Annotated in this window: 1 protein-coding gene; it reads right to left on the reverse strand. The window is 36.5% G+C overall.

Annotation, left to right across the window (positions count from 1 at the left end):
* Positions 1-91: 91 nt before the first annotated feature.
* On the reverse strand, positions 92-874 hold a 783-nt coding region (locus AC1DRF_RS30115; RefSeq protein ID WP_477742587.1), incomplete at its 5' end, for a UTP--glucose-1-phosphate uridylyltransferase.

Below are 874 nucleotides of genomic sequence, written 5' to 3' on the forward strand. Positions count from 1 at the left end.
CTGTTTATAGTAAACAGAGAGCCGCATAAGATCATACAATGATTTTATACTTCAAATATGAACTGAATATGAACAAACTGATTAACTCTTATTAGCTGAAGTTGTTTGCTCGTTCTTTTTCTACAATTCCCTCCAAATACGATAAAAACGTTTGACGTAAATCTCTGCGCTTTAACGCAACTTCTACCATCGCTTTCATATAGCCTACCTTATCTCCAATATCAAAGCGCTGTCCTTCCAGTTCAAGAGCAAACAATCGCTCTTTTTCACATACCACACGCAGTGCATCTGTTAATTGTAATTCATTTCCTACCCCTCTTTCAATCGTTTTTAGATAAGAAAAAATAGAAGGATTTAAAATGTAGCGGCCCATAACGGCAATAGTTGACGGAGCTTGTTCTATCGATGGTTTTTCAATCAAGTCATTCACTTCATGAAGGCTGCCAGATTTATTTTTCGGCTGAATGATTCCGTATTTTGATACCTCTTCAACATCCACTTTTTGAACTCCGATAACTGATTGATTAGTCGTTTCATACGCTTGAATCATCTGTTTGAGCGCAGGTTCTTCAGAAGTCATAATATCGTCTCCAAGAAGAACGGCAAACGGCTCATCTCCAATAAACTGTTCGGCACAAAGAATAGCATGACCGAGTCCTAACGGCTCTTTTTGACGAATATAGTGAATGCTGGCCATTGATGAGATCGTTTGTACTTCTTTTAGCATTTGGAACTTGTGTTTTTCTTCAAGCATTTGCTCTAACTCAATTGATTTATCAAAATGGTCTTCAATTGATTTTTTGTTTCGTCCTGTAATAAAAATAATACTTTTAATGCCTGATTTCACAGCTTCTTCTACAATATATTGTACAGC

It is taken from the genome of Priestia sp. P5_B4 (assembly GCF_056400385.1).